The organism is Streptomyces sp. NPDC001868 (assembly GCF_040297125.1).
Lineage (GTDB): Bacteria > Actinomycetota > Actinomycetes > Streptomycetales > Streptomycetaceae > Streptomyces.
The window spans coordinates 53,997-78,715 of sequence record NZ_JBEOYO010000004.1 but is presented as its reverse complement, the minus strand read 5'-3'; the positions used below and the strand labels follow the sequence as shown (position 1 = coordinate 78,715).

The following is a 24,719-nucleotide window of genomic DNA, read 5'->3' as shown; positions in this document are numbered from 1 at the left end:
GAACCCTCATGCACGAAGAACTCTTCCCCGGTCTGCGCCGACGCGGTTTCCTCGCCGCCACGGGTGCCGCCACGCTCGGCGCGTTCGCCCTGACGGCGTGCGGCTCAGACGGTACCGATTCCGAGGCGAGCGACGACGACGGCACACCCAAGCGGGGCGGGCGGCTGCGGGCCGCGTTCGCGGGCGGCGGCGCCAGTGAGACCCTCGACCCGCATCTGGCCAGTCTGTTCGCCGACGTCGCGAGAGCCAAGGCGCTGTTCGACAAGCTCGCCGACTACGGGGCCGACCTGTCCGCGCAGCCGCGTCTCGCCGCGAAGTGGGAGCCGAACAAGGCCCTGGACCGCTGGCAGGTCACCCTGCGCGAGGCGACCTTCCACGACGGCAGCCCGGTCACCGCGAAGGACGTGCTGTACAGCTACCGCCGGATCGCCGACCCCGAGAAGGCGTTCCGCGCGAAGGCGTCCCTGGAACCCATCGACCTCGACGCGAGCCGGGCCACCGGTGAGCGGGCCATCGAGTTCGTGCTGAAGCGGCCGACCGCCGAATTCCCCAATGTGCTGGCCGCGTTCGGCGCGTACATCGTGCCGGAGAACGCGGGGGCGGCCACGGGGAAGAACGCCACCGACTTCGACACGAAGCCGATCGGCTCCGGCCCCTTCCGATTCGTGTCCTTCTCCCCCGGCCGCTCGGCGGTCCTCCGCCGCTACGACGCCTACTGGGAGGGCGCCGCACACCTCGACGAGCTCGAATTCGTCGTCGCCAACGAGGAGTCGGCCCGTGTCAACGCGCTCCTCGGCGGCCAGGTCGAGTACGCGCACGAGCTGAACCCCACCACCGCCCGCGCCCATGAGGGCAAGGGGCAGATCGAGATCGTCCGGCTCCGCAACAGCGCCATGCAGGCCTTCTGCATGAAGACGGACCGGGCGCCCTTCGACGACAAGCGGGTGCGGGAGGCCTTCTTCCTGATCGCCGACCGTCAGGAACTCGTCGACGGGGCACTGTCCGGGGCGGGCGTGGTCGGCAACGACCTGTTCGGCAAGGGATACGAGTACTACGCCGCCGACCTCCCGCAGCGCGAGCAGGACCTCGACCGGGCCCGGGCCCTGCTGAAGCAGGCCGGCGCCGAGAAGCTGAAGGTCACGCTGGACACCTCGGCCGTGGCCGCCGGGTTCACCGAGGCGGCCAGCATCTTCCGCGACCAGGCCGCGAAGGCGGGCGTCACGATCGATGTGAAGATGGGCAGCAAGGACTCGTACTGGAGCGACATCCTCGACTCCGGCACCCTCGCCTGCTACCGCTCCGGCGCCATGCCCATCGAGGCGCACCTCTCGCAGCGGCTGCTCACCGACTCCACCACCAACGCCACCAAGTGGCGACACAAGGACTTCGACGCGCTGTACCAGCAGGCGCAGTCCACCCGCGACAAGACCGAGCGGGCCGCCGTGTACGAGCGGATGCAGCGCAGGCTGTACGCCGAGGGCGGCTTCCTGATCTGGGGATTCGCCGACTGGATCATCGGAACGGCCAAGACAGTGAAGGGAGTTGAGGTCAAGGCGCCCGCCAACACGCTCGACTGGGCGCGCTTTGACAAGGTGTGGCTCGCGTGAGTGGAGGCAGCCTTCGCTCCTTCGTCGCCCGGCGGCTCCTCCTCGGTGCCGCGCAGACCGTGGCCGTCGTGCTGCTGGTCTTCGCGCTCACCGAGGCGCTGCCGGGCGACGCGGCGGTGGCCCTGGCCGGCGACCAGCCGGACCCGGCGCGCATCGCCGCCATCCGCGAGGCGATGCACCTCGACCGGCCGGTGCACGAGCGGCTGGCCGACTGGGCGCTCGGCCTGCCGCACGGCGACTTCGGGACCTCGCTGACCTCCGGCCGCCCGGTCGCCGGGTACATCGCCGACGGCTTCGGCCCGACCCTGCTGCTGGCCGCGCTCACCGTGGCCCTGCTCGTGCCGATCGGCTTCGGCCTCGGCGTACTGGCCGCCCGGCACGAGGGCGGACTCGTCGACCGGCTGGTCAGCTCCCTGACGCTGGCCGTGTACGCGGTTCCCGAGTTCGCCCTCGGGGTGCTGCTGGTGACCGTGTTCGCGCTGAAGCTGGGCTGGCTGCCGCCGACCGCCGTCGGCTACGGCACCGACCTCCTCGCCCACCCGGCCGCGCTCGTCCTCCCCGTCCTCGTCCTGCTCTCCCGGCCGGTCTGCTCCCTGGTCCGGCTGGTCCGCGCCGGCATGGTCGACGCCCTCGCCTCCCCGTACGTCGCCCACGCCCACCGGTACGGCGTCCCCGGCGCCCGTGTCCGCTACGCCCACGCCCTCCCGAACGCCCTCGCCCCCGCAGCCCAGCAACTCGCCCGCACCGTCGACTGGTTGCTGTGCGGCGTCATCGTCGTGGAGGCCCTCTTCGTGATCCCCGGACTCGGTACCGTCCTCCTCAACGCCGTCGCCGAACGCGATGTCCCCGTCGTCCAGGGCCTCGCCGTCGTCTTCGGCGTGCTGACCGTCGTGCTCAACCTGGGCGCGGACGTGGTCGCGCGGCGGCTGGCACCCCGGGCGGGGGTGGCCGCGTGACAGCCACCGGCACCGGCGGCATCGGCCCGGGACGGCGTACCGGCCGCTTCGCGCTCGGCGTCGCGGTCATCGCCGTACCTCTCCTCCTCGCCCTCCTGGGACCGGTGTTCGCGGGGGAGCCGGGGGCGCGGGCCGCGTCCTTCACGCTCGGCGACGGGCACTGGCTCGGCACGGACTTCGTGGGCCGGGACGTGTGGCGGCAGGTGCTGCACGGCGGCCGGCCGGTCGTGCTGACCGCGCTCGGCGCCGGGGCCCTCGCCTATCTGATCGCGCTGCCGGTCGGTCTGCTCGCCGCGCTGACGCACCGGCGCTGGCTGGAGGAGTTGCTGATGCGGCCCTTGGACGTGCTGATCGCGGTCCCGTCGCTGCTGCTGATCCTGCTGGTCGCCTCCGTGTTCACGCCCGGAGCCGTGGGTGTCGCGCTCCTCGTGGCGCTGGTCAATGTGCCGGACGCGGCCCGCCTGGTGCGTGCCGCCGCCACGGAGGCCGCCGCCCGGCCGGTCGTCGAGGCACTACGCCTCCAGGGCGAGAGCTGGTGGCACACGGCCGTCGGCCATGTCGGCCGCACCATTCTGCGCACCCTCGGCGCCGACGCCGGCACCCGGCTGACCGGGGTGCTGTATCTGGTCGCCACGGCCGCGTTCCTCGGTGTCGGGGTGGCCCCGGACGCCGCCGACTGGGCGGTGATGGTCGACCGCAACCGTACGGGGCTGTTCGTACAGCCGTGGGCCGTGGTCGTCCCCGCCCTGCTGATCGTCGCGCTGACCACGGGGACCAATCTCCTCTTCGACGCCGCGCTGGAGAAGCCCGGCGACCGCCGGGCACGGAAGGAACGACGCTCGTGAAGCGGTACGACCACGAGACCGGCCGGACCGACTCGGCAGCCCTGGCCGAGATCACGGACCTACGGGTCGAGGTGGGCGGCCGGGCGATCGTCGACGGGGTGAGCCTGCGCGTGCCGCCCGGCGGCGTCATCGCGCTGGTGGGCGCCTCGGGGAGCGGGAAGACGACCACCGGGCTGGCGCTGCTCGGCGAGTTCCCGGCGGGCGCCCGTGTCACCGGCGACGTCCGGGTGGCGGCTGACGGCCTCGTCGGGTACGTGCCCCAGCATCCGGCGGCCGTGCTCAACCCGGCCCGCAGGATCAGCGCCCTGCTGACCGACATCGCCCGCACGCAGGTGGGCCACCTGCCTCGCGCCGCACGCCGGGCAGCGGCCCGGGAACGCGTGCTGCGCGCCCTCTCCGATGCCCAACTGCCCGACGCCGAACCCTTGTTGCGCCGCTACCCGCACCAGCTCTCCGGCGGCCAGCAGCAACGCGTCGTCCTCGCACAGGCCCTCCTGCTCGGCGCCCGGGTCGTCGTCGCCGACGAACCCACCACCGGCCAGGACGCGTTGACCAAGAGCCTCATCGTGGAGCAGCTGGCGGCGGTCGCGGCGCGCGGCATCGCGGTCGTCCTGCTCAGCCACGACCTCGACGTCGTCCACGCGCTCGCCGACGAGGTTCATGTGATGCGAGCGGGGCGGGTCGTGGAGTCGGGCCCCACACAGCGGGTGTGGTCGGCACCCCGGCACGAGTGGACCCGCCAACTCCTCGCCGCACAGCCGTTGTTGACCAGTGCGGAGGTGGAGGAGAAGCCCGGGGACGAGGCCGCCGACCCGGTCGGCTCGGCGGCCGTGCTGCGCGTCCGCGACCTCACGGCCCGCCACCGGGACGGCTCCCGCCACACGCCGATCACCGTACGCGTACCCGAACTCGCCCTGCGCGCCGGGGAGTTGCTGGCCGTCGTCGGCCGCTCGGGCAGCGGCAAGACCACCCTCGCCCGCTGTCTCGCCGGTCTCCACCGCGACCACGACGGCGTGATCCTCCTCGACGGCACTCCCCTGCCGCGCAGCCTGCGCGACCGTGGCCGGGGGCAGTTGGCGGCGGTGCAGTACGTCTTCCAGGACGCCCGCGCCGCCTTCGACGAGCACCGCCCGATCCTGTGCCAGGTCGCCCGCACGGCGGTCCGGCTGCGCGGCGTGGACACCGGTACCGCCGAGGCCGAGGCGCTGACCACCCTGACACGCCTCGGCCTCCCACCGGAACTGGTACGCCGGCGCCCCGCCCAGCTCTCCGGCGGCGAACTCCAGCGTGCCGCCCTGGCCCGCGCCCTCCTCGCCCACCCCCGCGTCCTGATCTGCGACGAGATCACCTCAGGCCTCGACACGGTCACCCGACGCGGCATCCTCGACGTCCTCACGGGCCTGCTCGACGACGGCGACAGCGACAGCCACGACGCCGAGACGGACGCAGGGCCGGGGCGCACCCGACCGGCCCTGATCCTGATCACCCACGACCTGGAGACCGCCGCCGTCGCCCACCGCATCGCGGTCATGGACGCGGGCGAGATCGTCGAACAGGGGCCCGCCCGGCAGCTCCTCACCACCCCACGGCACACCTTCACGACATCGCTCGTCGCCACCCGCAGTAACTTCGCCGAACGCTCGTAGTTTAAGAGGACGAGTGAGGACGAGTTACGGGTCGAAGTGAAGTGAAGGGTCGTCATATGGGCACGGGCAAGGGCCGGTTCGGCTTCGCGGTGGCGGCGACCCTGGCGGTGGTACTCACCGGCTGCGGCGGGGGCGGCGGTCAGGACGACGGCTCCGGGGAGGGGACGGAGCCGTCGTCCACGACCCGCACACCGTCCGCGACGGGCGGGGGCGACGGTACGGGCACACCGCCGCCGGAGGCGGAACGGCCGACCTCCCCCACGACCTCCGCCACCGAAACCGATGACGGCGACAGCGACAGTCCCAAGGGCGATGGCGACCGCGACGACCGCGACGACCGCGACGGTGGATCCGAGGCGGCCGACGGCACCGATGTCGGCGCCTGCTTCGACGGCCGCTGCGAGATCGCCGTGTCCAAGCCCCTGTCCATCAAGGTCGACAGCCGGTTCGGTGTCGGCGATCTGCGGGTCACGAAGGTCACCGACGACACCGTGGTGCTCCGGTCCTCGGGGGCGGGCACCTTCCTCAGCTCCTCGATCGGTGAGGGCGGAACCGGCGGCCTCAACGGACTCGGGTTCCGCGTAAAGTCCCTCGAAGGCGGCACGGCGGTGCTGGAGTTCTTCCCCCGCGCCTGAGTGCCCTGGTGCGCGGGGAGGCGTGGCGGATGGGTGTCGTCGTACGGGAGCAGCGGCTGGCCGGGCTGCGCTGGCTCGTGGTGTCGGGGCCCCGGCGGGACGCGTTCCGGGCGCTCGGCGAGACCGCGCGGGCGGACGTCCGGGCCGTCGAGGAGGGGATGCCGGAGCGGGAGGCGCTGCGCCGCCGGATCGGTACGGCGGAGGGCGCCGCCCGGCTCGACCGGGTCGTGCGGGCCACGCGTGAGCAACATCCGCTGGAATGGGCGGAGTTGGAGGCCCTGGCGGAGGGCGCGGGGGTCGCCTTCGACGATCTGCTCCTGGCCAATCTCCGGGGCGATCTGGGCACCGGCGACGGAACCGGCTGCTCGGACCTGATCTGGCGGGGCGAGCACTCCTTCGTCGCGCACAACGAGGACGGCGCGCCCGCGCTCGACGGACGGCTGATGCTGCTCACCCTCGTGCTCGACGGGCTCGCGCCGGTGACGGTCCAGTGGTATCCGGGTTTCCTGCCCGCGAACGCCTTCACGGCCACCGGTCATGGCCTCGTCTGGGGCATCAACCACCTCCAGGTCGCCCGTCCGGTGCCCGGCGGCGCCGGACGTCACTTCGTCGCCCGCGCCATGCAGCAGGCCCCGACGCTGGACGCCGCGTTGGAGCATCTGCGCACACGTCCCGGCGCGGGTGGCTTCTCCTACGCGCTCGGGGAGTGCGCGACCGGCCGGGTCGTGGTCGCGGAGACGGCGGGCGGCCGGACCGCCCTCGTCGAGGCGATGCCCGCCGAGCCGCTGCACTGGCACACGAACCATCTGCGCCACCTGCCCGACGCCCTGGACACGGCGGACGCCGGCTCGTCCGCCGACTCCCTCGGCCGCCACGAGGAGAGCCTCGCCCGGGGCCGCGCGCTGGAGTCGCTGAGCGCCGACGGCCCGGAGCCTTCGGGCGCCTGGTTCCTGAACGCCCTCACCGGCGCTCCTCTCCCGCACGGGGTCCATCGCACGGCCACCGGCGGCGACCCGCTGATGACCCTGTGCACGGCGGTGGCCGATCTGACCGCCGACCGCGTCCTCGTACGCGGCACCCGGGGCGACACCGCCGAACTGCCGCTGTCCGACTTCGTGCGGGGCATCGCGCCCGGGGCGTAGGTCGGGCCACCGCCCGCGTGCGGGTCAGACGATCTCGACGAGCAGGTCGCCGCCCTCCACCTGCTGGATCTTGTTGATGGCCAGGCGGGAGACCCGGCCGGCCTTCGGGACGGTGATGGTGGCCTCCATCTTCATGGCCTCGATGGTGGCGACCGTGGCACCGGCCGCGACCTCGTCGCCCTCGGCGACCGCGAGGGTGACCACTCCGGCGAACGGGGCGGCGACATGGCCGGGGTTGGAGCGGTCGGCCTTCTCGGTGACGGGGATGTCGGAGGAGGCGGCCTTGTCGCGGATCTGGATGGGGCGGAGCTGGCCGTTGAGGGTGGACATCACCGTGCGCATGCCGCGTTCGTCGGCCTCGCCGACGGCTTCCAGACCGATGAGGAGCCGGACGCCGGGCTCCAGGTCGACGGCGTACTCCTTGCCGGGGCCGAGGCCGTAGAAGAAGTCCTTGCTGTCGAGGACGCTGGTGTCGCCGTAGGTCTGGCGGTGGGTCTCGAACTCGCGGGTCGGGCCGGGGAAGAGGAGCCGGTTGAGGGTGGCGCGGCGGTCCTTCTCCAGTCCGGTGCGGTCCTCGGCGTTCAGGTCCTGGACGGGCTTGGCGTCGGCGCGGCCCTGAAGGGCCTTGCTGCGGAACGGCTCGGGCCAGCCGCCGGGCGGGGTGCCCAGCTCGCCGCGCAGGAAGCCGATGACGGAGTCCGGGATGTCGAACCGGTCCGGGGTGGCCTCGAAGTCGGCGGGGGTCACTCCGGCGCCGACGAGGTGCAGGGCGAGGTCACCGACCACCTTGGAGGACGGGGTGACCTTCACCAGGTGGCCGAGGATGCGGTCGGCGGCGGTGTACATCGCCTCGATGTCCTCGAAGCGGTCGCCGAGGCCGAGCGCGACGGCCTGGGTGCGCAGGTTGGAGAGCTGGCCGCCGGGGATCTCGTGGTCGTAGACGCGGCCGGTGGGTGAGGCGAGGCCCGCCTCGAAGGGGGCGTAGATGCGGCGGACGCTCTCCCAGTAGGGCTCCAGGTCGCCGACGGCCTGGAGGTCAAGTCCGGTGGGCCGGTCGGAGTAGTCCGTCGCGGCCACGATCGCCGACAGTGAGGGCTGCGAGGTGGTGCCCGCCATGGAGGCCACGGCCCCGTCGACGGCGTCGGCGCCGGCCTGGATCGCGGCCAGGTAGGTGGCGAGCTGGCCGCCCGCCGTGTCGTGGGTGTGGATGTGCACCGGCAGGTCGAACTCGCGGCGCAGGGCGGTGACGAGCTTGGTGGCGGCGGGGGCGCGCAGCAGGCCCGCCATGTCCTTGACGGCCAGGACGTGGGCGCCGGCCTCGACGATCTGCTCGGCCAGCCGGAGGTAGTAGTCGAGCGTGTAGAGCTGCTCGGCGGGGTTGGAGAGATCGGAGGTGTAGCAGAGGGCGACCTCGGCGACGGCCGTTCCGGTGGCGCGTACGGCGTCGATGGCGGGCCGCATCTGGCCCACGTCGTTGAGCGCGTCGAAGATCCGGAAGATGTCGATCCCGGTCTCGGTGGCCTCCTGGACGAAGGCGTCGGTGACCTCGGTCGGGTACGGCGTGTAGCCGACGGTGTTGCGGCCCCGCAGCAGCATCTGGAGGCAGATGTTCGGGGCGGCGGCACGGAAGGCGGCCAGCCGCTCCCAGGGGTCCTCGGCGAGGAAGCGCAGGGCGACGTCGTAGGTGGCGCCGCCCCAGCACTCCAGGGAGAGCAGCTGCGGCAGGGTCCGGGCGACCACGGGGGCGACGGCGAGCATGTCCTTCGTACGGACCCGGGTGGCCAGCAGCGACTGGTGGGCGTCCCGGAACGTGGTGTCGGTGACGCCGATGGTCGGCGACTCGCGCAGCCAGCGGGCGAAGCCCTCCGGGCCCAGCTCGACGAGCTTCTGCTTGGAGCCGGCCGGGGGTTCGGCGACGGTGGGCCGCGGCAGCTTGGTGGACGGGTCGATCAGGGCGGGCCGCTCGCCGTGCGGCTTGTTCACCGTGACGTCCGCCAGATAGGTGAGCAGCTTGGTGCCCCGGTCGGCGGAGTGCCGGGAGGTGAGCAGATGCGGGCGCTGCTCGATGAACGAGGTGGTGACGTTGCCGGACTGGAAGTCCGGGTCGTCGAGGACCGCCTGGAGGAACGGGATGTTCGTGGCCACGCCCCGGATCCGGAACTCGGCGACCGCGCGCCGGGCCCGGTTGACGGCGGTGGTGAAGTCCCGGCCCCGGCAGGTCAGTTTGACCAGCATGGAGTCGAAGTGGGCGCTGATCTCCGTACCGGCGTGGGTGGTGCCGCCGTCGAGGCGGATGCCGGAGCCGCCGGGCGAGCGGTAGGCACTGATCCGGCCGGTGTCCGGGCGGAAGCCGTTCGCCGGGTCCTCGGTGGTGATACGGCACTGAAGGGCCGCGCCACGCAGGGTGACCGTCTCCTGGGAGAGCCCGAGGTCGGCGAGGGTGGCGCCGGCGGCGATACGGAGCTGGGCCTGCACGAGGTCGACGTCGGTGACCTCCTCGGTGACCGTGTGCTCGACCTGGATACGGGGGTTCATCTCGATGAAGACGTGGTTGCCGTCGCGGTCGAGGAGGAACTCGACGGTGCCGGCGTTGCGGTAGCCGATCTCCCGGGCGAAACGGACCGCGTCGGCGCAGATCCGGTCGCGCAGGGCCGGGTCGAGGTTCGGGGCCGGGGCCAGCTCGATGACCTTCTGGTGGCGGCGCTGCACCGAACAGTCGCGCTCGAAGAGGTGGATGACGTTGCCGTGCCCGTCGGCGAGGATCTGCACCTCGATGTGGCGGGGCTCGACGACGGCCTTCTCCAGGAAGACGGTGGGGTCGCCGAACGCGGACGCGGCCTCGCGGGAGGCGGCCTCGATGGACTCGCGCAGCGCGGCGGGGTCCTCGACGCGGCGCATCCCGCGACCGCCACCGCCGGCGACGGCCTTGACGAAGACGGGGAAACCGATGTCGTCGGCGGCGCGGACCAGTTCGTCCACGTCGGTGGAGGGCTCGGAGGAGCCGAGGACCGGTACGCCGGCGGCGCGGGCTGCGGCCACCGCGCGCGCCTTGTTGCCGGTCAGCTCCAGGATGTGCGCGCTGGGGCCGACGAACGTGATGCCCGCTTCCTCACAGGCCCGGGCCAGCTCGGGGTTCTCGGACAGGAAGCCGTAGCCCGGGTAGACGGCGTCGGCGCCCGCGAGGCGGGCGGCGCGCACGATCTCCTCGACGGAGAGATACGCCCGCACGGGGTGTCCCGGTTCGCCGATCTCATAGGCCTCGTCGGCCTTGAGCCGGTGCAGCGAGTTGCGGTCCTCGTGGGGGAAGACGGCGACCGTCCGCGCGCCCACCTCGTAGCCGGCGCGGAACGCCCGGATCGCGATCTCGCCTCGGTTGGCGACCAGTACCTTGCGGAGCATTCCCGTTCCCTTCGGCCTGCCTGGTGAGGAACACCATGGTCGCGGCATTGTGGCCGACGTGCCATGAGAGTCCCGTCACTGACTGGTGATCGGAGGTCTGTCCCAGGTGACAGGGGCATGTCCCATGTTCAACCGCTGACCGCGAACTGGCTCCCCGTCTTCTCGCCGTCGTCCGTGACCGCCGCGGCCACACAGCGGAGGACGCGCAGCCCCTTGTCCCACTCCGCCGTCGACGGCGGGATGATGTCGACGTTCCACTCGTCCGCGACCCCACGGCCCTCGGCGGTCATCGTCGCGGCCATGACCTTCTGCGAGCACAGCGCCTTGACGTCCGGGTGCTTGATCAGGTCCCGGGCGTTGTTGGTCATGCCGTCCTCCGGCAGCGGCGCGATCGCGAAGGTCTCCCACACGTGCTTGGTCTGGCAGTCCGCGCGGCTGACGGTGACGATGCCGGAGATGTCGACGATGCCGCTCCAGCACTCCGGGGTCGCGACGCACCGGCCGCCCACACCGTCGACATCCGTCGCGGGGCAGTTCTCCGTCGTGGTCGCCACCCCGAACTCCGACGTGCCCTTGCCCTTGCCCTCGGCCGTGGCGCCGGAGGACGGCGAGGCGGCCGAGGAGGAGTCACCGCCCCCGCTGTTCCGCTCGTCGCGCTCGTACGTCACCACGGTGACCGACACGCTCACGGAGACGGCCACGGCCGCGAGGACGGCGATCACCGCCGGTCTGCGCCGCGCCGACCCCTTCCGCCCGCCGTCGCCGTCGCCACCGGGCCGGGAGCCGGGCCCCGGCACGACGGTGGTGCCACCCGCCCCGGGAGCCACGGTCGTACCGCCCCCGCCCGGCGGCACGGCCCCGCCAGGCGGGGTCGTCGTGGGCGGCGCACCTCCGTACGGCGGCATGGTCGTGGGCGGGGCTCCCCCGTAGGGCGGCATCGTAGTGGGCGGGGCTCCCCCGTAGGGCGGCATCGTCGTGGGCGGTGCGCCCCGGTACCCCGGAACCGTCGTCATGGCGGGCGCCGGTCCGAAGCCGCCGCCGTCTCCCGCCCCGCCTCGCAGGTCCACGGTGTCGAGGTCCACCGCGGCGAGGGCGTCGCGGAACGCGCCCGCGTCGGACTGGCGGTGGGCGGGGTCGGGGGCGAGGGCGTGCCGGAGCGCCGAGTTGAAGGCGGGCGGCAGTCCGGGGAGGTCGGCGTACGGCCAGGTGTGGCGCACGATCAGTTCGGCGAGGCTGAGCTGGGTGCCGTCCTCCGGGTAGTGCGGCGGGCGGCCGCACAGCAGGGCGTAGACGGTCGCGGCCAGGGAGTACACATCGCCGGCGGGGCTGGGGTCGGCCATGTGGAAGGCCTCGGGCGGCGCGTACGCGGGGGTCAACGCCTCCCGGGTCACGGACAGTTCGCGTCCGGGCCGGGGCATGGCGGCGAGGCCGAAGTCGGTGAGGGCGACTCCGCCGTACCGGTTGACCATGACGTTGCCGGGCTTGATGTCGCGGTGCAGCACCCCGGTGGCGTGGGCGGCGGCCACCGCGTCGGCGAGGCCCACACCGATGTCGCGCGCCTCCTTGGCGGGGAACGCGCCCTGCCGGTGCAGCCGGTCGCCGAGGGAGCCGCCGGGGCACAGCTCCAGCACCATGTAGGGGCGGTTGTCGGCGAGGACGCCGGCGTCGTACACCGGGACGACGTGCGGGTGCCCGGACAGTTGCCCGGCGGCCGTGACCTCGCGCAGGAAGCGCTGCCGGTCGCGCGGTGTGGACAGCACCCTGCTGTCGACCTTCAGCGCGACCTCCCGGCCCACGGCCAGCTGCCGTGCCCGGTACACGGTGGCGAATCCGCCCTGGCCCAGGACTTCCTGGATCTCGTAACCGGGCAGGTCCGTTCTTTCGGGCCCCATGGTGCCGTACCCCCAGCGCACAGCCCCGGCCAGGACGTCCGGCCGAGGTGAGGCGAGACTCTAGCCGAGCCCGGTGACAGCGGAACGCCGGGTCCGTCCACCGGTACCGGACGGCCTCGGGGGTCCGCCCACCAGCACCGGACAGGCCCCGGGAGTCCGCCACGCACCGGACGGGCCCAGGGAGTTCGCCCCCCGGCGCCGCAAGGGCCTAGGAGAGGGGTCCGAGGTCGTCTTCGAGGAGCGTCGGGACGATCAGGGGGCGGTCCCAGAGGGCGAGGATCTCGTTGGCCAGGTCGACGATCGGGAGCGGGTGCGGGTTCCCGTGGACGACGACGGCGGCGGCCAGCAGGGTGCGCGGAACCGCTCCGGCGTCGAGGAGGACGCGCCATTCCTCGGGCGGGAGTTCCAGAAACTCCAGGCCGGTCAGCCGGGAGATCTCCAACGGGTCGGCGAGCGTCCCCGGGTAGGCGGAGAGGGTTCTCAGGCGGGGCAGCCCGATGACGGGGGCGAGGCCGAACGGTTCGCCGTCCCAGACCCCGAGGCTCAGCACCTCCAGACCGGGGTGGGCGGCGGCCTCGACGGCGGTGATGGCACGGTGGTTGACGTGGGCCACCAGCGGCGGTTCGTCATCGCGACGGTGCCGCCTCGGGTTTTCGTCGGGGCCGTTCAGTACCATGTCCGTGAGCGAGTCGGCGACCAGGTCGGCGCCGGTGTGCTCCTCGTGGCCGATGAGGATGATCTGGCCCAGATGTCCGCGCGGCCCCGGGGTCAGGTCCACCGCGATCCGGTCGCCGCCGCCGTTGTCGCCGAAGACGATCCAGCCGGGCGAGCCGACCAGCCCCTGCACCTCGGCGTCGGGCAGGGTGACGACCGCGTCCATCGCCGCGAACGACCACATGGCCGGCCGGGTCTCCGGCTCGGCGAGGTACAGCCCCTCCAGAGGCAGGAGTTCACAGCCCACCGCCTCGAACACCCGGTCGGCGACGGCGTAGTCGCCGTCCCAGTCCTCCCACCGGGCCCGTGTCACCCGGTAGAGCGCCTTGAGTTCGTCGGGCAGGACGACGCCGAGGCGGGCCTCCGTGGCGGCGAGCTCCTCCTCGGTGGCGCCGACGGCATCGGGTATCCGCTCGCGGAGCGTCCGCTCCAGGAGCGCGGGATCCACGGTCGGGGCCGGGGCCGCGTCGGGCGCCGGCTCGGGCGCGCGGCGCCAGGGCTCGGCGACGGCGCCCTCGACCAGGATCAGCGCGGCGGGGTGCACAGTGCCGACGCCGGGCTCCACGGCGGGGCTGGGGCCGAGCAGCCGGAGCACGGCCCGCCCGCTCGGCGCGATCTCCGCCGTGAACGCGATGTCGTCGACGCCGGCCTCGATGAGCGCGCCGTGGATCCGGGCGACGGCGTCGTACTCGTTCTGCGAGTCCTCCATCTGGGCCGCCTGCCCGGGCGGTGGCGTCCGCCGGGTCAGCGGCAGGCTCCAGCCGTGGAGGCCGACCCGTCCGGTCACGTAACCTCCGGGCGCGGCGAGGGACTTCGCCTTGTCGGCCCGCAGGACCCGCAGCAGCGGCTCCCAGGTCGCGAAGTCGTACAGCGTGGACGGCAACGGTGGCCTCCGGCGTTTCCGGCGAACGTGGCGAAGTGATTATCACGGAGGGCGGTGCACCGGCCGAGCCCGGGCCCGCCGAGGTCCGAGCACTGGGGCTACCGGGGCTTCCGCTGGGCCGAGTTGCGCACCTCGCTCGATCTGTCGAAGGCGGTCGTCACCGGCCGTGCCTGGAAGCTCGACCGGGACGACTCGGACGCCTCGTTCCGCGGCTCGAACGCGGATCTGGACCGGGTCCCGGAGCTGTGCCGCTACTCCATCGAGGCCACCCTCGGCGACTTCTACACGGACACGCCCACCCGTGAGCGCGGCCCGTACGAGGGCGACGCGCTGATCAACCAGCTCTCCGAGTGTCGCTGACCGAGGTCGACGGCACCGTGCCCTCCGTACGCGGGCCGGTGTCGGTCCGGGTGCGCCGCGCCGAGGACACGCCGGGAAGGGGGACGTGAAGGTCGAGTCGTTCACCGACCTCACCGGGACCGTGCTGCGGATCGGCCCGGTCGGCTCGGGCACGGCGGAGGTGCGACGCGCGGCCTCCTGAACCACTGGTGGGGCGGAAGTGACCGAAACCCGGACCGCGGGCCCGAGCTGAGCTAGCCTCAACTTACTGGGGGCGAACTGACGTACGCCAAGAGTCACTTCGGGGGTGTTGTGTCAGAGCAGCGGCCGGTGCCGCCATCATCGACGGCGGACAGGGCTCCGGCGCTGCGACAGGCGGGCGCTCTGCCCCTGCGGCCCGGCGACCCGGACCGTATCGGTCCCTATGTGCCGCTGGGGCTGCTCGGCAGCGGCGGGATGGGGCGCGTCTATCTGGCGCGCCCCACGGACGGCGGGCCGCAGCTGGTCGCGGTGAAGGTGATCAGGCCCGAGTACGCGGAGGACGTCCGGTTCCGCCGCCGGTTCGAGCAGGAGGCGGCGGTGCACAGCCGGGTGCGCACACCGCGCATGCCCCGGCTGGCCGGCACGGGCTTCCGGGACGAACTGCTGTGGATGGCCACCGAGTATCTGCCGGGGCTCGATCTGGCGGTCGCCGTGCACGAGGACGGCCCGCTGCCGGTCGTCGCCGTGCGGCGGCTGGTGGCGGAGCTGGGGCAGGCGCTCGCCGATCTCTCCGCCGCGGGGATCGTGCACCGGGACCTGAAGCCGTCCAACGTGCTGCTGTCCGCCCGGGGCGCGCACGTCATCGACTTCGGTATCGCGAAGGCCGCCGACGCGAGCGCGATCACCGGCACGGGCAACCGGGTCGGCACCCCGGCCTACATGTCGCCGGAGTATCTGCGGACCGGCGCGTGCGACACGGCCTCGGACGTGTTCTCCCTGGCCTGCACCCTGGTCTTCGCGGCGACAGGCAGCGCCCCGTTCGGCGATGGCACGGGCGTCGACGTCATGCACCGGGTGGCGTTCGAGGAGCCCAACCCGAAGGTGCTCGCCGAGATCGCGGCGACCGACACGGCGCTCGCCTCCCTGCTCACCGCCTGTCTGTCCAAGGAACCCGGACAGCGGCCGACACCCGGTCGGCTGATCGAGGCGGCCGAGGCAGGCATCCGGGAGTCCGGGACCACCGCGTCCGGGGCCACCGCGTCCGGCTCCCCGGGCCCCGAGGCGGCCGGACCGTCCGAGGTGGTCAACTGGCCGGAACCGCTGGGCGGCAGAGTGCTCGCCCGGCAGCGGGCGTACGAGACGCTGCGCCGCGTTCCGCTCGAACAGGCCGCCCCCGCACCGCCGGTCGAGGCGTCGGCCCCGGCCGCCGCCGGCGCACCGCCGAGTCCGTCCGCCGACGCACCGGCTCAGCCTTTACCTCCCGCGCCGCCCCACACCCGAACCCGTCGGAAGCGGGTGCTGATCGGAGCCGCCGGTCTGGCTCTCTGCCTGGCGGCCGCCGGTGTCGCCTTCCTCACCCTCCCCGGCCCGGCCGTCACCGAGGCCTCGCCGCAGAGGGGTTCGACGGCGTCGGCCGACGCCCGGCCCGGCGACACCGTCTCGGTCCCGGCGGCCGAGAGCCCGGACGGGGCGGACGCCGACCCGGACGGCGGGTCGGCGGTCTCGGAGGTGTCCGGCAAGGACGAACGGCCCCCGGCGGACGGCGACACCCCACACCCCGACGCGTCCGGCACCACCGACGACGACCCGCACACCGACCCCTCCACACCCGCCCCCGGCACCGGCGCGCCCACCGAGAACACGCCGCCCGCGACCGACGCGACCTCCGAGCCCGCGGCCCCGGCCTGGCTCTCGGACTGCGCGTACTACAACGGCAACGGACGCACCCGCCTGGGCGACACCGGCAACCGCGTCCTCCAGGTGCAGTGCATGCTGACCAAGCGCGGCTACGGCATCGGGGGCGGCGGCGTGGACGGCGAGTTCGACGCCGGGACGGAGGCCGCAGTCCAGAGCTTCCAGCGGGACAAGGGGCTGCTGGTCACCGACGGCGTCGTACGTCCCCGTGTCTGGAAGATGCTGCGCTCCGCCGAGTGAGGCCGGCGGCTCGTGGGGCCCTGTCCGTCAGTCGACGAACAGTCCGCGCGCCGCGGCCCGCGCGTCGAACTCCTCCAGTCGGGCCTGGGCGTCCGGGAGGGCGTCGCACATCGCCTCCAGGAGGACCTGGCCCAGCAGCATGGGGGCGCCGACGGTGTCGAAGACCAGGCCGGTGCCCACGGCGGCGGGGAGCAGCAGATCGCTGTGGGCGGCGACCGGGGCGAAGGTGCCGTCGGCGACGGTCACCACCGTCAGCCCGGCACCACGGGCGTGGGCGAGGGCGTCGAGAAGTTCACGCGGGTGGCGGGGCAGCGCGAAGCACAGCAGCGCGCTCGCGCCTGCCTGCCGGGCCGTGTCGATGCGGTCGGCGAGCAGCGAACCACCCTCGTCGAACAGCCGCACGTCGCTGTGGACCTTCGCCGCGAAGTAGGCGAAGCCCCGGGCCTGGGCGGCGGAGGCGCGCAGCCCGAGCACCGGCAGGGGCCGGGAGGCGGCGAGCAGCCGGCCCGCGCGTTCGACGGGTCCGGGGTCGGTGAGCAGGGACGCCAGGTGCCGCAGATTGTCGATCTCGGCCTGTACGGCGCGCTGGTACGGGTTGGCCGACCGCCCGTCGAAGCCGTGCCCGGCGGGCGCGACCGCCCGCAGATGGGCGCGCAGGGCCGGATAGCCGTCGAACCCGAGGGCGACCGCGAAGCGGGTCACCGACGGCTGGCTGACCCCGGCGAGGTGGGCCAGTTCCACGCTCGACAGAAAGGGCACGTCCGCCGCCTGCAGGACCAGGCAGTGCGCGATACGGCGTTGGGTCGGGGTGAGCCGGCGGCCTTCGAAGAGCTGCTGCAGCCGCGCGGACGCGCCGCCCCCACTGCCTCCGTCAGTCATCTGGTCCCCCATGGTCCCCCAGCCGGTCGGCGTGCGCGGTCCCCTCCCCCTGCCCGGCGGGGTGGCCGGTGCGCGGTGCCGGGCAGGAGCGGAGGGCGGACGGTGTCGGTGTCGGTGTGACCGGGAAGGTCAGCCCGCGAGACCGGCGGACGTCAGCCATTCCTCGGCGACGGTGTCGGCGTCCTCCTTGTCGTTGACGAGCTTCTTCATCATCTCCAGCAGGTCGTCGGTGGTGAGCTTGGCGGAGACGGCGTTGAGCGCCTCCTTCGCCTTGTCGTTCACCGCGTTCTTGTAGACGAGGGGGGTGACGTTCTGCGAGGAGAAGAGGTGCTTCGGGTCCTCCAGGACCACCAGCTTGTCCGCGACGATGGCGGGGTCGGTGGTGTAGAGGTTGGCGGCCTGCACCTTGCCGTCCTTGAGCAGCTTCACCAGGGTGGTCTGGGCACCCGCGTCGAGCGGCTGGAACTTCCCGAAGTCCACGCCGTAGACCTTCTTCAGGCCGACGCCGCCCTGGGTACGGGTCTTGAACTCCGACCCGGCGCCGATCGTCATGTCCCCGGCGACCGGCTTGAGGTCGGCGAGGGTCTTGAGGTTGTACTTGGCGGCGGTCTCGGCGGTGACCGTCACCGAGTCCTTGTCCTCGGCCGCGGCGGAGTCGAGGATCTCCACCGACGAGGGGAGTTTCTCCTTCAGTTCGGCGTTGATGTCCTCGGTGCTGGTCGCGGTGCTGTTCTTGTCGACCGCCACGGAGAGCAGGGCGCCGTTGTACTCGGGGAAGACGCCGATGCCGCCCTTGACCACCTGGTCGTAGTAGACCTCGCGGGCGCCGATGTCGAATTTCCGGGTCACCTTCAGGCCCTTGTCCTCCAGGGCCTGTGCGTAGATCTCGGCGAGCAGCTGGTTCTCGGGGAAGTTCGCCGAGCCGACGACGATGGACTTGCCCTCCCCGCCGCCGCTGTCGCCGGCCAGCGGATTGTCGTCGCTGTCACCGCCACCGCCGCAGGCGGTCAGCGTGAGCGCGGTGATCAGGCCGAACGCGGCGCCTCGGTACATGCCTCGCATGGGTTTTTCCTCTCTCGGAGCCCGGGGGCTCGAAAAATTCAGCAGTTCTGGAGTTCGGCATTCGGGGGTTCAGGACTTCGACGCCGAGACCCGTAGGCCCGGCGAGACCATGACGCGTCGCAGTGCGGTGAACGCGATCTGCACGACGAGCGCGAGGGTGACGACGACGGCGGAGCCGCCGATGACCAGCCCGTAGTCGTTACGGGAGAGTCCGTCGACGATGTAGCGGCCGAGCCCGCCGAGCCCGGGGTAGGCGGCGACGGTAGCGGTGGCCACGACCTGGATCGCGGCGACCCGCAGTCCGAGGAGGATCAACGGCAGCGCCATCGGCACCTCGACCCGGATCAGGACCTCCCACTCGGTCATACCGACCCCGCGCGCGGCGTCCCGGGTGGCGGGGTCCACGCCCCGTACGCCCTCGAAGGTGTTGATGAGGATCGGCGGGACCGCGAGTGCGACCAGGGCGACCAGGACGGGCGTGGTGCTGAGCCCGGCGAGGGTGACGACGAGGACGACCAGGCCGAACGTCGGGATCGCGCGGGCGAGGTTCGCCACGGTGGCCACGGCGAAGGCGCCCCGGCCGGTGTGTCCGACGAGCAGTCCGAAGGTCAGCCCGATGAGGGCGGCGAACAGCAACGACAGTCCGCTGTAGGTGAGATGCTCCAGCAGCCGGCTGGGGATGCCCTCGTCGCCGTGCCACTGCGCCGAGGACGTCAGCCAGTCCCCCACGAGCTCCATCTGGTTGAGGAAGTCGTTCATGCCGACCTCACCTTGTTCCGGGACCACGGGGTGAGCAGTCGCTGCGCCAGGACCAGCAGAGCGTCGGTGGTGAGCGCCAGCAGCATGATCAGGACGATCGCGGTGACGATCGGGGTGGGGAAGTCGAGTTGGAGGCCGCGGGTGATGTAGTAGCCGAGGCCGCCCTGTCCGATCAGCTGTCCCACGGCGACGAGGCTGATGGACGAGACGGCGGCGACGCGTACGCCGGCGATGACGACGGGGACGGCGATCGGCAACTCGACCTGGACGACCCGGCGTACGGCACCCAAGCCCATCGCGGTGGCCGCGAGCCGTACGGGTTCGGGGACCGAGGCGAGGCCGTCGACGACGTTGGGCACCAGCACCGACAGGGTGTAGAGCGTCAGCGGGATCATCACCGTCTGTTCGGTCAGCCCGGTGTAGCGGACGAAGATCATGAACAGGGCGAGGGAGGGGATCGAGTACAGGATGTTCGACACGGTCAGCACCGGCGGATAGAGCCAGCGCCAGCGGTGGCACAGGATGCCGAGCGGCACGGAGATGATCAGCCCGAACAGCACCGGCAGCAGGCCGAGTCTGAGATGGATGCCGGTGTACTCGGCGAGTTCGGCCGTGTGGTCGGCTATCCACTGCCACCGGATCAGCGGTTCGTCGTCGCTCATCGGTCACCGCCGCCCGGGGTGTCGGCGGGGGCCGACTTGGCGAGGGCGGTCCTGTCCGGGGCCGGCTTGTCAGCGGACCGCTCCGCCGCGACCGCTCCGGCCGACAGCTCGTGCGCGTCGGCGACTCCCGCGAACGCGCCCTCCGCGTCGACGGCCACCGCGAGGCGGGCGGGGGACAGCAGGGCCGAGTCGAGGGCGGCGCGTGCGGAGTCGCCGACCAGGCTGAAGGTGTGGCCGAGGGGGGTCAGGGGCGCGTCCGCGAGGGTGCCGGTGTCCGGCAGCGCGTCGGTCGCGGTCCAGCCGAGCGGGCGGCGGGCCTCGTCGACGACCAGTATCCAGGGCGCGTCCACCGCCCGCGCCTCGGCTACGGACGAGGTGGCCGGCAGCACCGGGCCGTCGCGCAGCGGCAGTTCGGCCGCGTCGACGAAGGAGAGCCGGCGGATGCCCCGGTCCTGCCCCACGAAGTCGGCCACGAAGTCGTCGGCGGGACTGGCGAGCAGCCGCTCGGGTGTGTCGAACTGGGCGAGCTTGCCGCCGGTGCGGAACACGGCGATGTTGTCGCCGAGTTTGATCGCCTCGTCGATGTCATGGGTGACGAACACGATCGTCTTGTGCAGCTCCTTCTGCAGCCGGATGAACTCGGCCTGGAGTTCCGCCCGCACGATCGGGTCGACCGCGCTGAACGGTTCGTCCATCAGCAGCACCGGCGGGTCGGCGCCCAGCGCCCTGGCCACCCCGACGCGCTGCTGCTGCCCGCCGGAGAGCTGGTTCGGATAGCGCTTGGCCATCTCGGCGGGCAGGCCGACCAGTTCGAGCAGTTCCGCCGCCCGGGCCCGCGCCTTCTTCTTGCCCCACCCCAGCAGCAGCGGAACGGTCGCTATGTTGTCCAGGATGGTGCGGTGCGGGAACAGCCCCGCGTGCTGGATCACATACCCGATGCCCCGGCGCAGTTCGGGCGCGTTGACCTCCCGGATGTCCCGGCCGCGCAGGCTCACGGTGCCGTCGGTCGGCTCCACCATGCGGTTGATCATGCGCAGGGTGGTGGTCTTGCCGCAGCCGGAAGGGCCGACCAGGACCGTGATGCCACCCTCGGCCAGCTCCAGCGACAGTTCGTCCACCGCTGTCGTGCCGTTCGGATACTTTTTGCTCACCGCGTCGAATCTGATCAAGACTGCCCCTTACCCGACTGCATATGGCCATTCAGGGTTGTCGGTGACTGAATGACAGTCAATGGAATTCCGTGAACGGCACGTTACGTTCACACTAAGCCGGACCAGGAATGCCAGGAATTGCCCTCGGATGCCCCTTATCGCCCCTTTCATAATGAGGCTGCTTCAGACATAGGGAGAGACCATATGCAACCGGTCTGGTTCAGCTTTCTGAACGGCTCGGACATCGCCCGGCTCGAACTGACCGACATCGAGATACTCGACGCCGTCGAGGACGGGCTGCGCGCCCAGGGCCTCGGGAAGACCGTCGTCGAGCCACGCGTCCATCTCGTGCCCGACCCCGCCTTCAACGGCCACTTCAACGTCCTGCGCGGCTATGTCGCCCCGCTCGCGCTGGCCGGCGTCAAGATCGTGGGCGACTACGTCGACAACTACCGGCGTGGTCTGCCCTCCGAGATGGCGCTGCTCAACCTCTTCGACCCGAGCACCGGTATGCCGGTGGCCGTGATCGACGCCACCGCCCTGACCGAGATGCGCACGGGCGCCCTCACCGCGCTCGGGGCACGCCATCTGGCCCGCCCGGACGCCAGGGTGCTCGGGCACATCGGCGCCCGCGCCACCTCGTACTGGAACGTCCGGCTGCTCGACCGGATCCTCGACCTCACCGAGATACGCGTCCACTCGCGCCGCCCCGAGAGCCGGGAGGCCTTCGCCGAGCGTCTGGAGCGGGACCTCGGCAAGCCGGTGACCGTGACCGACGACTGGCAGAGCTGTGTGGAGGGCGCGGACGTCGTGGTGGAGGCCTCCCGTCTGGAGCGGCCGGAGCCGCTGCTGAGGACCGAGTGGATCGCCCCCGGTGCCCTGGTCGTGCCCTACGGGACGAACAGCGCGGTCGAGCTGACGCTCACGGACATCATGGACAAGATCGTCGTCGACGACTGGGGACAGGCCCACGCCGGACCGTTCGGCGCCCTGCGCGCGCACGTCGACTCGGGAAGGCTCGACAAGGGCAATCTGTACGGCGAGTTGGGCGAGATCGTGGCCGGACTGAAGCCCGGCCGGGAGAGCGCCGACGAGACCAATCTCTTCTGGCACCGAGGTCTCTCCCTCTCCGACATCGCGCTGGGCGCCGCCATGCTCAGGAAGGCCGAGGAACGCGGCCTCGGCCAGAAGCTGCGGTTCTCATGACGGGCACAGGGACGGGAAGGGGGCCGGGGACGAGGACGGGGAGCGCGGAGATCGTCGTCGACGGGCGGACCCTGTCGTACGACGACGTCGTGGCCGTCGCCCGGCACGGCGCCCGGGTCGCCCTGGCGGACGAGGTGCTGCCCCGGCTGGTACGCGACCGGGCCGTCGTCGAGGACGTCGTCGACCGCCAGGTGCCGACGTACGGCCTGACGACGGGCCTCGGCTCCCGCTCGTCGTACGCGCTGCCGCGCGCCGAGTTGGAGGCCTTCAGTGTGCGTACGGTCCGGGGGCGGGCCGACGCGGTCGGCGATCCGCTGCCGGTGCCCGTCGTACGGGCCGCGCTGCTCGCCCGTGCCAACGGCCTCGCGGGCGGCGGCAGCGGCGCGGGGCCGGAGATCCCGCGGCTGCTGGTGGACCTGCTCAACGCACGGGTGCATCCGGTGATCCCCGAGGTGGGGTCGATCGGTGCCTCCGATCTGTGCCAGATGGCCCATGCGGGGCTGGTCGTCATCGGGGAGGGCGAGGCCGAGTTCGACGGCGATGTGCTCGACGGCGCCACGGCACTGCGGCGGGCCGGGCTCGCCCCGGTCACGCCGGGCCCGAAGGACGGGCATGTGCTGTGCAGCGCGAGCCCGTTGGCGGCCGGGCAGGGTGCCCTCGCCCTGCATGACACGGCCGCCGCCCTGACCCTGGCGCAGGCGGTCACGGCGCTGACGTACGAGGGCTTCCGGGCCAACACCAGCCCGCTCGACCCGCGGGTGCTCGCCCTGCGCCCCGCACCCGGGCAGTCCCGCGCGGCGGGCGCACTGCTCGCCCTGCTGGACGGCGGTGAACTGACCGACCCCCGCGCCGCTCGACGCGTCCAGGACCCCGTCAGCCTGCGCTGCGCGGCCCAGGTGCACGGGGCCGCGTACGCCGCCCTGGACTTCGCCATCGCCGCGCTGGACCCCGAGCTGAACGGCTGCGGCGACAACCCGGTGGTCCTGGCCGACACGGGCGAGATCCTCTCCTCCGGGAACTTCCACACCCCGGCCCTGGCCCTCGCCCTCGACACCCTCGCGCTGGCCCTCACCCAGACCGCGTCCCTCTCCGCCGAGCGGATGCGCCGCCTCCTCGACCCCGCCGTCAGCGGACTGCCGGCGAACCTCTCGCCGTACGGCCCGGAGCGCTCCGGCTTCGCGCCGCTGACCAAGACGGCGCAGGCGCTCGTCGCGGAGATCCGCATGCTGTCCGTCCCGGTGTCCACCGACCCCCGGCACGGCGCGGCGGGCGTGGAGGACGACTCGACCAACGCGGCGCTGGGCGCCCGGCGGCTCACGACGATGCTGACCCGGCTGCGGCAGGTGCTCGCCGTGGAGGCCGTGGTCGCCGCGCAGGCGGTGGATCTGGCGGCGCCGGCCGTACTGGGGCGGGGTCCGGCGTTCCTGCGGCGCGCGATCCGGGAAGTTGTTCCCCGCCTGGACGACGACCGGCCGTGCGGGGTGGACGTGGAGACGGTGCGCCGCGCCATCCTGGAGTCCGACGACGTCCGGAGCACCCTGCGCGCCCTGTCCGGGGAAGCGTCGGCCTTGGTGGGAGGAGCGGCATGACCAACTGCGACGTGCACCAGCATCTGTGGACCCCCTCGCTGGTGACGGCCCTGCGGTCACGCCGCGAACCACCGTTCCTGGACGGCTGGACCCTGTATCTCGACGGCGAGCCGCCCTACGAACTCCCGCCCGCCGACCACGACATCGCCCGCCGTGCGGAACTCGCCGGCGCCGACGGTCTCGGCCGGGCCCTCGTCTCGCTGTCCTCCCCGATCGGCGTGGAGTGGCTGCCCGCGACCGAGGCGCGCCCCCTGCTCGACGCCTACCACGAGGGCTCGGCCGCGCTGCCCGAACCGTTCGGCGCCTGGGCCGCCGCCTGTGTCCGGGACGTCGACGCGAAGTCCACGGCCGAGGATCTCGACCGGGGTTTCGTCGGTCTGCAGCTCCCGGCCAACGCCCTTGCCGACGCGGCCGGTTACGCGCGCTGCGCCCCGCTCCTCGACCTCCTCGAAGAGCGCGACCTGCCGCTGTTCGTCCACCCGGGGCCCGCGCCCGGCGGGGCGGAGGGGCCCGGCTGGTGGCCCGCGATGGTCCCCTACGTCCAGCAGATGCACTCCGCCTGGTTCGCCTTCCGCGCCTTCGGCCGGCCCCGCCATCCCCGGCTGCGGGTGTGCTTCGCCCTGCTGGCCGGGCTCGCCCCGCTCCACGGGGAGCGTTTCGCCGCCCGGAGCGGCGGGAGCGACGCCGGGGTGGACACCGGGGTCTTCGTCGAGACGTCCTCCTACGGCCCGACCGCCGTCGAGGCCGTGGTCCGCGTCCTCGGCGTGGACGCCGTGGTCCAGGGTTCCGACCGCCCCTACGCCGAGCCCCCGCAGCAGCCCGGCTTCGGCCTGGGCGGGGCGGCGGCGTACGCCTTCCGTATCGCCAATCCGCGGCGGCTGCTCACCGGGAGGGACTGCTGAGGGCCACCGGGGTCGCGGGCTTCTCGGTGCCGTGACCCCGGCGGCGTCCGTCAGCGCAGCCGGTACGCGTGGATCACCGTGTACTCGGCGGTGTTGCCGTCGGCGTCGACCGAGTTCGCCCGCAGGGACGCGAAACCGCCGTCCGGGTTCCTCAGCTCCGCACGCCTCGTGGTGGACGGGGACGAGGGCGAGGGTGTCGCTGCGGACGGGGCCTGTCCCGGCAGCACGCTCAGGGTGAGCGTGAGCAGGACGAGGCAACCCGCCGCACGTCTGTGGCGCGGCAAGCATTCCTCCTGGTGGGGATGGAACGCGGGC

Annotated in this window: 20 protein-coding genes; 11 read left to right on the top strand and 9 right to left on the bottom strand. The window is 72.7% G+C overall.

Annotation, left to right across the window (positions count from 1 at the left end):
* The first annotated feature begins 8 nt into the window (after positions 1-8).
* From ABT147_RS06830 to ABT147_RS06805, 6 genes are read left to right on the top strand one after another with little or no spacing between them, the layout of a single operon-like run.
* Positions 9-1,607, top strand: a complete 1,599-nt coding sequence (locus ABT147_RS06830) for an ABC transporter substrate-binding protein (RefSeq protein ID WP_351403110.1) — start codon at positions 9-11, stop codon at positions 1,605-1,607.
* Positions 1,604-2,563: an ABC transporter permease gene (locus ABT147_RS06825; RefSeq protein ID WP_351403109.1), complete on the top strand. Its 960-nt coding sequence runs from the start codon at positions 1,604-1,606 to the stop codon at positions 2,561-2,563. Before ABT147_RS06830 ends, ABT147_RS06825 begins: the two co-directional genes overlap by 4 nt.
* Positions 2,560-3,408, top strand: coding sequence for an ABC transporter permease (locus ABT147_RS06820; protein WP_351403108.1), 849 nt, complete (start codon positions 2,560-2,562; stop codon positions 3,406-3,408). Before ABT147_RS06825 ends, ABT147_RS06820 begins: the two co-directional genes overlap by 4 nt.
* Entirely contained in the window at positions 3,405-5,054 is a 1,650-nt protein-coding gene (locus tag ABT147_RS06815) for an ABC transporter ATP-binding protein (RefSeq protein WP_351403107.1), read from the top strand. The genes ABT147_RS06820 and ABT147_RS06815 overlap by 4 nt, the downstream gene beginning before the upstream one ends.
* A 56-nt stretch (positions 5,055-5,110) precedes the next feature.
* Positions 5,111-5,689 carry a hypothetical protein gene (locus ABT147_RS06810; RefSeq protein WP_351403106.1) on the top strand — a complete coding sequence of 193 codons (579 nt, stop codon included), beginning with the start codon at positions 5,111-5,113 and terminating at the stop codon, positions 5,687-5,689.
* Between the two features lie 29 nt (positions 5,690-5,718).
* Entirely contained in the window at positions 5,719-6,831 is a 1,113-nt protein-coding gene (locus ABT147_RS06805; RefSeq protein ID WP_351403105.1) for a C45 family autoproteolytic acyltransferase/hydrolase, read from the top strand.
* Between the two features lie 24 nt (positions 6,832-6,855).
* On the opposite strand, the gene ABT147_RS06800 is transcribed toward ABT147_RS06805, so the two are convergent.
* The 3 genes from ABT147_RS06800 to ABT147_RS06790 form a co-directional block, all read right to left on the bottom strand.
* Entirely contained in the window at positions 6,856-10,230 is a 3,375-nt protein-coding gene (locus tag ABT147_RS06800; protein WP_351403104.1) for a pyruvate carboxylase, read from the bottom strand.
* A gap of 128 nt (positions 10,231-10,358) precedes the next feature.
* Complete coding sequence (locus tag ABT147_RS06795; RefSeq protein ID WP_351403103.1) at positions 10,359-12,122, bottom strand: serine/threonine-protein kinase; 1,764 nt, start codon at positions 12,120-12,122, stop codon at positions 10,359-10,361.
* Positions 12,123-12,330: 208 nt separating this feature from the next.
* On the bottom strand, positions 12,331-13,719 hold the full coding sequence (locus ABT147_RS06790; protein WP_351403101.1) for an SMI1/KNR4 family protein: 1,389 nt from the start codon (positions 13,717-13,719) through the stop codon (positions 12,331-12,333).
* A gap of 54 nt (positions 13,720-13,773) precedes the next feature.
* Between ABT147_RS06790 and ABT147_RS06785 the strand changes: the two genes are divergently transcribed.
* On the top strand, positions 13,774-14,079 hold the full coding sequence (locus ABT147_RS06785) for an alpha-L-rhamnosidase-related protein (protein ID WP_351403100.1): 306 nt from the start codon (positions 13,774-13,776) through the stop codon (positions 14,077-14,079).
* A 309-nt stretch (positions 14,080-14,388) separates the two neighbouring features.
* Positions 14,389-16,194: a protein kinase domain-containing protein gene (locus ABT147_RS06780; protein ID WP_351403099.1), complete on the top strand. Its 1,806-nt coding sequence runs from the start codon at positions 14,389-14,391 to the stop codon at positions 16,192-16,194.
* A gap of 27 nt (positions 16,195-16,221) precedes the next feature.
* Here ABT147_RS06780 and ABT147_RS06775 read toward each other — a convergent pair whose 3' ends face one another.
* From ABT147_RS06775 to ABT147_RS06755, 5 genes are all read right to left on the bottom strand, one after another.
* On the bottom strand, positions 16,222-17,085 hold the full coding sequence (locus ABT147_RS06775; RefSeq protein WP_502983041.1) for a MurR/RpiR family transcriptional regulator: 864 nt from the start codon (positions 17,083-17,085) through the stop codon (positions 16,222-16,224).
* A gap of 117 nt (positions 17,086-17,202) precedes the next feature.
* On the bottom strand, positions 17,203-18,126 hold the full coding sequence (locus ABT147_RS06770; protein WP_351403326.1) for an ABC transporter substrate-binding protein: 924 nt from the start codon (positions 18,124-18,126) through the stop codon (positions 17,203-17,205).
* A 78-nt stretch (positions 18,127-18,204) separates the two neighbouring features.
* A complete protein-coding gene (locus ABT147_RS06765; protein ID WP_351403097.1) occupies positions 18,205-18,894 on the bottom strand; it encodes an ABC transporter permease in 690 nt (229 codons plus the stop codon).
* Positions 18,891-19,556, bottom strand: a complete 666-nt coding sequence (locus tag ABT147_RS06760) for an ABC transporter permease (RefSeq protein WP_351403096.1) — start codon at positions 19,554-19,556, stop codon at positions 18,891-18,893. The genes ABT147_RS06765 and ABT147_RS06760 overlap by 4 nt, the downstream gene beginning before the upstream one ends.
* Positions 19,553-20,725: an ABC transporter ATP-binding protein gene (locus ABT147_RS06755; RefSeq protein ID WP_351403095.1), complete on the bottom strand. Its 1,173-nt coding sequence runs from the start codon at positions 20,723-20,725 to the stop codon at positions 19,553-19,555. Before ABT147_RS06755 ends, ABT147_RS06760 begins: the two co-directional genes overlap by 4 nt.
* Positions 20,726-20,911: 186 nt before the next feature.
* Between ABT147_RS06755 and ABT147_RS06750 the strand changes: the two genes are divergently transcribed.
* From ABT147_RS06750 to ABT147_RS06740, 3 genes are read left to right on the top strand one after another with little or no spacing between them, the layout of a single operon-like run.
* On the top strand, positions 20,912-21,913 hold the full coding sequence (locus tag ABT147_RS06750) for an ornithine cyclodeaminase family protein (protein WP_351403093.1): 1,002 nt from the start codon (positions 20,912-20,914) through the stop codon (positions 21,911-21,913).
* The gene (locus ABT147_RS06745) at positions 21,910-23,502 is read left to right on the top strand and encodes an HAL/PAL/TAL family ammonia-lyase (RefSeq protein WP_351403092.1); all 1,593 of its coding nucleotides are present in this window, start codon (positions 21,910-21,912) and stop codon (positions 23,500-23,502) included. The genes ABT147_RS06750 and ABT147_RS06745 overlap by 4 nt, the downstream gene beginning before the upstream one ends.
* Positions 23,499-24,404: an amidohydrolase family protein gene (locus tag ABT147_RS06740; protein ID WP_351403091.1), complete on the top strand. Its 906-nt coding sequence runs from the start codon at positions 23,499-23,501 to the stop codon at positions 24,402-24,404. Before ABT147_RS06745 ends, ABT147_RS06740 begins: the two co-directional genes overlap by 4 nt.
* Positions 24,405-24,454: 50 nt before the next feature.
* Here the strand turns inward: ABT147_RS06740 and ABT147_RS06735 are convergent, their stop codons facing one another.
* Positions 24,455-24,688 (bottom strand): hypothetical protein, encoded by a 234-nt coding sequence (locus ABT147_RS06735; protein ID WP_351403090.1) that lies wholly within the window; start codon positions 24,686-24,688, stop codon positions 24,455-24,457.
* Positions 24,689-24,719 lie beyond the last annotated feature (31 nt).

Excerpts from the sequence above, each read along its gene's own strand:
- ABT147_RS06800 (WP_351403104.1), bottom strand. The coding sequence starts at position 10,230 with ATGCTCCGCAAGGTACTGGTCGCCAACCGAGGCGAGATCGCGATCCGG.
- ABT147_RS06745 (WP_351403092.1), top strand. The coding sequence starts at position 21,910 with ATGACGGGCACAGGGACGGGAAGGGGGCCGGGGACGAGGACGGGGAGC.
- ABT147_RS06775 (WP_502983041.1), bottom strand. The coding sequence starts at position 17,085 with ATGGGGGACCAGATGACTGACGGAGGCAGTGGGGGCGGCGCGTCCGCG.
- ABT147_RS06795 (WP_351403103.1), bottom strand. The coding sequence starts at position 12,122 with ATGGGGCCCGAAAGAACGGACCTGCCCGGTTACGAGATCCAGGAAGTC.
- ABT147_RS06765 (WP_351403097.1), bottom strand. The coding sequence starts at position 18,894 with ATGAACGACTTCCTCAACCAGATGGAGCTCGTGGGGGACTGGCTGACG.
- ABT147_RS06760 (WP_351403096.1), bottom strand. The coding sequence starts at position 19,556 with ATGAGCGACGACGAACCGCTGATCCGGTGGCAGTGGATAGCCGACCAC.
- ABT147_RS06810 (WP_351403106.1), top strand. The coding sequence starts at position 5,111 with ATGGGCACGGGCAAGGGCCGGTTCGGCTTCGCGGTGGCGGCGACCCTG.
- ABT147_RS06750 (WP_351403093.1), top strand. The coding sequence starts at position 20,912 with ATGCAACCGGTCTGGTTCAGCTTTCTGAACGGCTCGGACATCGCCCGG.
- ABT147_RS06805 (WP_351403105.1), top strand. The coding sequence starts at position 5,719 with ATGGGTGTCGTCGTACGGGAGCAGCGGCTGGCCGGGCTGCGCTGGCTC.
- ABT147_RS06770 (WP_351403326.1), bottom strand. The coding sequence starts at position 18,126 with ATGTACCGAGGCGCCGCGTTCGGCCTGATCACCGCGCTCACGCTGACC.
- ABT147_RS06830 (WP_351403110.1), top strand. The coding sequence starts at position 9 with ATGCACGAAGAACTCTTCCCCGGTCTGCGCCGACGCGGTTTCCTCGCC.
- ABT147_RS06740 (WP_351403091.1), top strand. The coding sequence starts at position 23,499 with ATGACCAACTGCGACGTGCACCAGCATCTGTGGACCCCCTCGCTGGTG.